Genomic DNA, 5,196 nt, shown 5'->3' with positions numbered 1-5,196 from the left:
AAGGAAGAATTTTTAAGAAAAAGTCAGAAATACCACAAAACGACTTGACAAAACCTAACATAGAAGGACAGGTGTGAGTAGCACATAGAATTCTATTTTCAAGTTCCTAAAGATTTCTCTTCCCCTCACTTCTTCCTCAAGGAATCCTTGGACATTCTCTGTTGATTGTTTCCTGACATCCAGTGGTTCATTATTTAATGCGTAGAAAGTTCATCGCTTGAAACGACCTTTGTCGTCACAAGATTTTGGGCAAAAACACTTTGTGCAGTTCAAACGGATTTCATCTATATATAACCTTCGTGATGGCAGGCTGAGGTAATCGGCCTGAATGAGTGATCAGCCCTGTCGGTCTTTGCGGACCGGCGGGGCTGATTGGTTTTAATCGCATGGAGGTGGTGAAGATGAAGATCAGAAAGAGTGTGTTGCTGGAGGCGTTGAAGGTGCTCGGGAAGGTCGTGGCGCAGACTTCGCCGGTGGAGGTGGTGCGGTCGGTCCGGTTCGTCGGGGACGGCGGGCGGCTGCGGCTCATGGCGACCGACGGCGTGGAGTGTGTCGCTGTAAGTGTGGCGTGTGAGGTTGCGGAGGCGGTTGATTTCGCGGTCGAATATCGGGCGCTGCGGGAGCTGATCCGTTCCACGCGGGGTGGCGAGGTTGAGGTCACGGGGAAGTCGCTCGAATGGCCGGATTTGGAGGTGGTTCCCGAGGACGCGGTCAAAGTCGAGCTTCCGGCCTCGTTCGGGGAGTTGCTCGCTTGGGCGGCTCCGGTTGCGGATCGCGATGGTGCGCGGCTCATCCTGCGGGGCGTCAACCTTTCGCCGGAAGGCATCACCGCGACGAACGGAAGAGAATTGCTGCATCTCCCGTGTCCGCTCGCGATTCCGGAGGAGGTTACGCTGCCGTTTCCGCTCGCGTTGTTGACGGCGAAACCCGCCGCTCTCGGCGTACTCCACCTATGGAGTCGGCGTAATGAGCGGCTCTTCCGGATCGAGATCGGCGGCTTTCTGTGGCAGGGTAAGGCGCTCTCCGGGAAATTCCCCGCCTGGAAGCAGGTGATTCCGTCCGGCAATGCATTAGATTATTCGCTGGAGTTCTTCGAGCCGGAACGGATCATCGCGTTTTTGAAAACGGTTCCCGACCACGAACCGCTGAACGGAATCGAACTTAACGTGACGCCGCATAGTGTCACGCTCGTTCCGGTCGATACTCCGGAGATGTCGTTCGAGACGGCAGCAGAGTTTCTGGGTATCCATCCGCGGGCGGTGCTGGCGCTCAACAAGTACATCCTGCTGCGGATGCTGCAGCAGCACTACACGAAGTTCCGCGCCCATTCGGACGGGCGGATGCCGGTCGTGGCCGAGGGCGGCGCCGGTTGTTACGTCGCGATGCCGATTCATCTTAGTCCCAAATCCAACCCTCAAACCAACCAGGAGGCAAGCAAAATGGAAACGAACGAAATCAAAGAAACCGACTCCCGGCGGGAGTCCGCAAACGAAGCTCTCGACCCGATGGAGGAGCTGAATCACGGCATCGACGAACTGCGCGGCAAGCTCAAGCTGTTGCTCGACGAAACCGGCGTTCTGACCCGCAAGGTCAAGGAAGCCGTTTTGAAGCAGAAGCAGAAAGAGCGGGATTTCATCCTCGCCAAGCGCGCCATCGAACGGATCAAGATGGCGATCTGACCACATCGACAAAACAAACATACAACTGAAGGGACGGAGGCCTGACCGCTTCCGTCTCTTCTCATTTATGGAGGTGAAATGATGTTGAAACTCAATGCGTCGTATTCGAAGAAGGTTCCGGCTGAGGAGGAGTATTCGAGCCAGAGCTTTCATGCGTCGGTCGAGGTCGAACTTCCGGACGGACTCACGCAGGATCAGCTGCAAAGCCGGATTCATGAAACGTTCGATCTCGTGCGGAATTCGGTTGAAGCGGAACTGCATGGAAATGTGCCCCGTAATTGTGAGGGGTATCCCGCCGCAGAGGAGCGCAAAACCACACCGCAGGGCAACCGGGCAGCGGGCCGTCAGAACGATGTTCCCGCGAGTCCGAAACAGCTCTCGTATCTGCTCGATCTCGCCCGACAGCGCGGAGTGACTCCGCAGCAGATCGCCGCGCAGCATGGTGTGCCGGATGTGCGGCAGCTCAGCAAACGGCAGTGTTCGGAACTCATCAACAGCTGGAGGGCGGCATGATGGCGACCATCGATGAACTGCGGCAGAAACCGCACTGGTCTTACTCTGCGTTGAACACCTACCTCAACGTCTGTCAGTTGCAATACTTCTACCGTTACGTGGAGCAGCCCGAGATCGAACGGACTTCGGTCTGCCTCCCGTTCGGCAAGGCGTTTCACGCGGCATTGACCGCGCAGGCGTGGGAGTGTCTGATGGGGAGTTCGCTGACCCGGGAGGAGATCGTCAACCTCTTTGCAGAGTCGTTCAAGATCGAAACCGAAATCGCGCCGAATTTGATCTACAAGGAGGGCGAGAATTTCGACTCGATGATCGCGCTGGCGACACGGATGCTCGATGCCGCGCTCGCGAACTGGTCGGACTTCTACACGATCAAAGGCGTCGCGCAGGCGTTCCGGGTCGAGGTCCCCGGACTCAAAAAGCCGCTGATCGGCGAATGGGATTTTCTCGTTCAGGACGGGCGGGATGTCTGCATCGTGGACTGGAAAACCTCCGCGAGCCGCTGGCCCGCCGGGAAAGCTGACCGTGACTTACAGGCGACCGTGTTCAGCTATGCCTACGAGAAGCTGAACGGCACGACGCCGCTCTTCCGGTTCGACGTGATCACCAAGGCGAAGAATCCGGTCTGCGAAACGCACTACACCTGCCGCGATGAGGCCGCGTTCCGGCGGTTCGAGTCGCTGGCCGTGCGGGTGCAGGACGCAGTGGACAAGGGCGTGTTTCTGCCGAACGAAACGAGCTTCGCCTGTGCGGAGTGCCCGTATCGGGAGCGTTGTAAATCCTGGCATTCGACTTTGGTCTACTCGCCCAGCACGAAGCGTCTGAACCAGGACGGCAGGAGCTCTGAATGCAGTGAGAAGCCGGTCTCCGCATTCACAAAGTGATAGAGATTGACGGCATAATCTGAACTCAGCTGGGCAGCAAGAGTCGATTTGCCTGAGCCATTGGGACCGGCAAGCATTCTCAGGCGTGGAGTCATCGGTCTACAGCGCTCCGATGACGCTTTCGCTGCCGTCCGGATGGATTGTTACAATCTTGTCTGCTTTGGCGACAGTAACAGACACGCCGCGCGACAAGGCGTTTTCAACCGCATGAGAACCGGCTTTTGCGGCAACATTTCGCAAGGTTTCTGTGGTGGCATCATTTGTTTCCACAGCAGAAACGACAGGAACGGTTACTCCATTCGGCAAAGTTACTTCGGTGATTTTTGTCGGACTCATGGCGTATCCCTCCTGTTTCCTCTAATATACAATCATTTTAACAAAAAACAACAACAGGAGCAAAAGATTATGGGATTGATGATGAGTGAGGGAAAGTTCGTCGGACGCGATGAGCTCGCGCTGGTTCCGACGCCGGAAGCGACCGCGAGCTGGAAACCGGTTCCGCACAGCGACGTGATCGACGCGGTGACGGAGGTGGTCAAGGCACACGACTGGCAGATTCTGGAAGAGCAGTACGGTCTCGCCCGGGACGGTCAGCGGATGTTCGGCGTGATGCGGATCAACTGCACGTCGAGCACGGAGTGGAGCCGTTGCATCGGCATCCGCAACAGTCACGACCGCACGCTGGCGCTCGGATTAAGTGCCGGGTTGAGTGTCAGAGTCTGTTCAAATCTCATGTTTGGAGGCAGTACGATCTTGAAGCGTCGCCACACCTCCCGGATCGAACTGAACGGCCTGGTTCTGGAGGCGGTAAACTCTCTTGAACTGGAGTTCCTGACTCTCGAAAATGTCGCAGAGGAGTTGAAGATCGATGAACTCAATGATGATGAAGTTCGTGCTTCGCTGGTGGTGGCGGCGGAACGTCAGGCGATTCCGTCATGTGATATTCTGAGTGTCTGGAATGAATTCAAGCATCCCCGGCACGAGGAGTTCGTGGAACCGACCAGGTGGAGTCTCTTGAACGCTTTCACCGAGACTGCGAAGAAGTACAGTCCCGCCCGCGCCGACCAGTGCTACCGCAGCCTGACACGGTTCTTCGGACTGGACGGCCAACCGGCGGAACTGTGGAACAAGTAAGTTATAACGAGAAAGGAATGGAAAAATGGAGTGTCCTGTTTGTGGAGAAAAATCCTATCCGGTCGCAACCGTTCGCGGGACGACGACCCTGTTCGGAGCCGGAGCCGGCGGCTATGTCGCAGCAACCGCAGGTGGCCAGACTGGAGCCACAATCGGAACGCTGCTCTGCCCCGGCGTGGGAACGCTCATCGGCGGAGCGCTCGGCATCCTCATCGGCGCCGCCAGTGGAGCCGTGGCCGGCAACACCGTCGGCAAGTTGATCGATGAGAACGTCATCCGCGGTTACCGGTGCGGTTCCTGCTCCTACCAGTGGAGGGTGTGACGATGAGACACTGTCCTGACTGCAACTCCACGCAGGTGATCCCGTGGGACGACGGCTATCTCTGCTGCTCCTGCGGCTGCGAATTCGGCTCGCTTCCCATCGAGGAAGAGCCCGAAGAAGAGTGACTTCCATGTCACGGAGAATCCCCATCCCGGGATTCTTTTTTTACCGCGCGTACCATGATATGGGAACTAACTCAACCAGCCATGACGATTCCGATTGACTGCAAAAGCATCCGGCCGCATGGAGGGTTCAGCCCGTTTCCGCTGTTCGTGCTCATCAGGTAAATATATAATACATAAATAGATGAAGATAAAGAATGTATGAAGTATCTACCCACGAGAAGAGTATATCATTGTTTCAGAAAAGGAAAATGTATCATGCCGGTAAAGAACATCAGCAGGACAAAAGAGTATCAAGGTCATCCACTCTCTCAACAGGAACACACATTCAACACCAGATATCTCAATAGAGGAATCAAAATGATTGACTCCATGTCATCTCGTCACAGTAAGGTATTGCAGACCAGAATGGATTTTCGTTATCCAAAAGAAATTCAATCAGATGGAAGCAATCAGGATTTTCAGAAAACATTGCAGAGTTTATCCAGAGAATTGACCAGAAAGAAATATGATCCGCAATATATCGCAAGGAGAGAACAGATTTC

8 protein-coding genes are annotated in these 5,196 nt (G+C 55.4%); 7 read left to right on the top strand and 1 reads right to left on the bottom strand.

Annotation, left to right across the window (positions count from 1 at the left end):
* Positions 1 to 401 precede the first annotated feature (401 nt).
* The 3 genes from Q0K10_RS15495 (at position 402) to Q0K10_RS15485 (ending at position 3,073) form a co-directional block, all read left to right on the top strand.
* Positions 402 to 1,679 (top strand): hypothetical protein, encoded by a 1,278-nt coding sequence (locus tag Q0K10_RS15495; protein WP_294509051.1) that lies wholly within the window; start codon positions 402 to 404, stop codon positions 1,677 to 1,679.
* A gap of 78 nt (positions 1,680 to 1,757) precedes the next feature.
* Positions 1,758 to 2,192: a hypothetical protein gene (locus tag Q0K10_RS15490; protein ID WP_294509048.1), complete on the top strand. Its 435-nt coding sequence runs from the start codon at positions 1,758 to 1,760 to the stop codon at positions 2,190 to 2,192.
* On the top strand, positions 2,189 to 3,073 hold the full coding sequence (locus Q0K10_RS15485) for a PD-(D/E)XK nuclease family protein (RefSeq protein WP_294509045.1): 885 nt from the start codon (positions 2,189 to 2,191) through the stop codon (positions 3,071 to 3,073). Before Q0K10_RS15490 ends, Q0K10_RS15485 begins: the two co-directional genes overlap by 4 nt.
* Positions 3,074 to 3,172: 99 nt before the next feature.
* On the opposite strand, the gene Q0K10_RS15480 is transcribed toward Q0K10_RS15485, so the two are convergent.
* A complete protein-coding gene (locus Q0K10_RS15480) occupies positions 3,173 to 3,409 on the bottom strand; it encodes a hypothetical protein (protein WP_294509011.1) in 237 nt (78 codons plus the stop codon).
* A 69-nt stretch (positions 3,410 to 3,478) separates the two neighbouring features.
* Between Q0K10_RS15480 and Q0K10_RS15475 the strand changes: the two genes are divergently transcribed.
* The 4 genes from Q0K10_RS15475 to Q0K10_RS15460 all read left to right on the top strand — a co-directional run.
* The gene (locus tag Q0K10_RS15475) at positions 3,479 to 4,207 is read left to right on the top strand and encodes a DUF932 domain-containing protein (RefSeq protein ID WP_294509042.1); all 729 of its coding nucleotides are present in this window, start codon (positions 3,479 to 3,481) and stop codon (positions 4,205 to 4,207) included.
* Between the two features lie 25 nt (positions 4,208 to 4,232).
* A complete protein-coding gene (locus Q0K10_RS15470) occupies positions 4,233 to 4,529 on the top strand; it encodes a hypothetical protein (protein ID WP_294509039.1) in 297 nt (98 codons plus the stop codon).
* A gap of 2 nt (positions 4,530 to 4,531) precedes the next feature.
* The gene (locus tag Q0K10_RS15465) at positions 4,532 to 4,654 is read left to right on the top strand and encodes a hypothetical protein (protein WP_294509036.1); all 123 of its coding nucleotides are present in this window, start codon (positions 4,532 to 4,534) and stop codon (positions 4,652 to 4,654) included.
* A gap of 255 nt (positions 4,655 to 4,909) precedes the next feature.
* A partial coding sequence (locus Q0K10_RS15460; RefSeq protein WP_294509033.1) for a hypothetical protein occupies positions 4,910 to 5,196 on the top strand: 287 nt, incomplete at its 3' end.

This window comes from uncultured Victivallis sp., from assembly GCF_944391105.1.
Classification (GTDB): domain Bacteria; phylum Verrucomicrobiota; class Lentisphaeria; order Victivallales; family Victivallaceae; genus Victivallis.
This window is presented reverse-complemented; position numbering and strand designations above follow the sequence as displayed.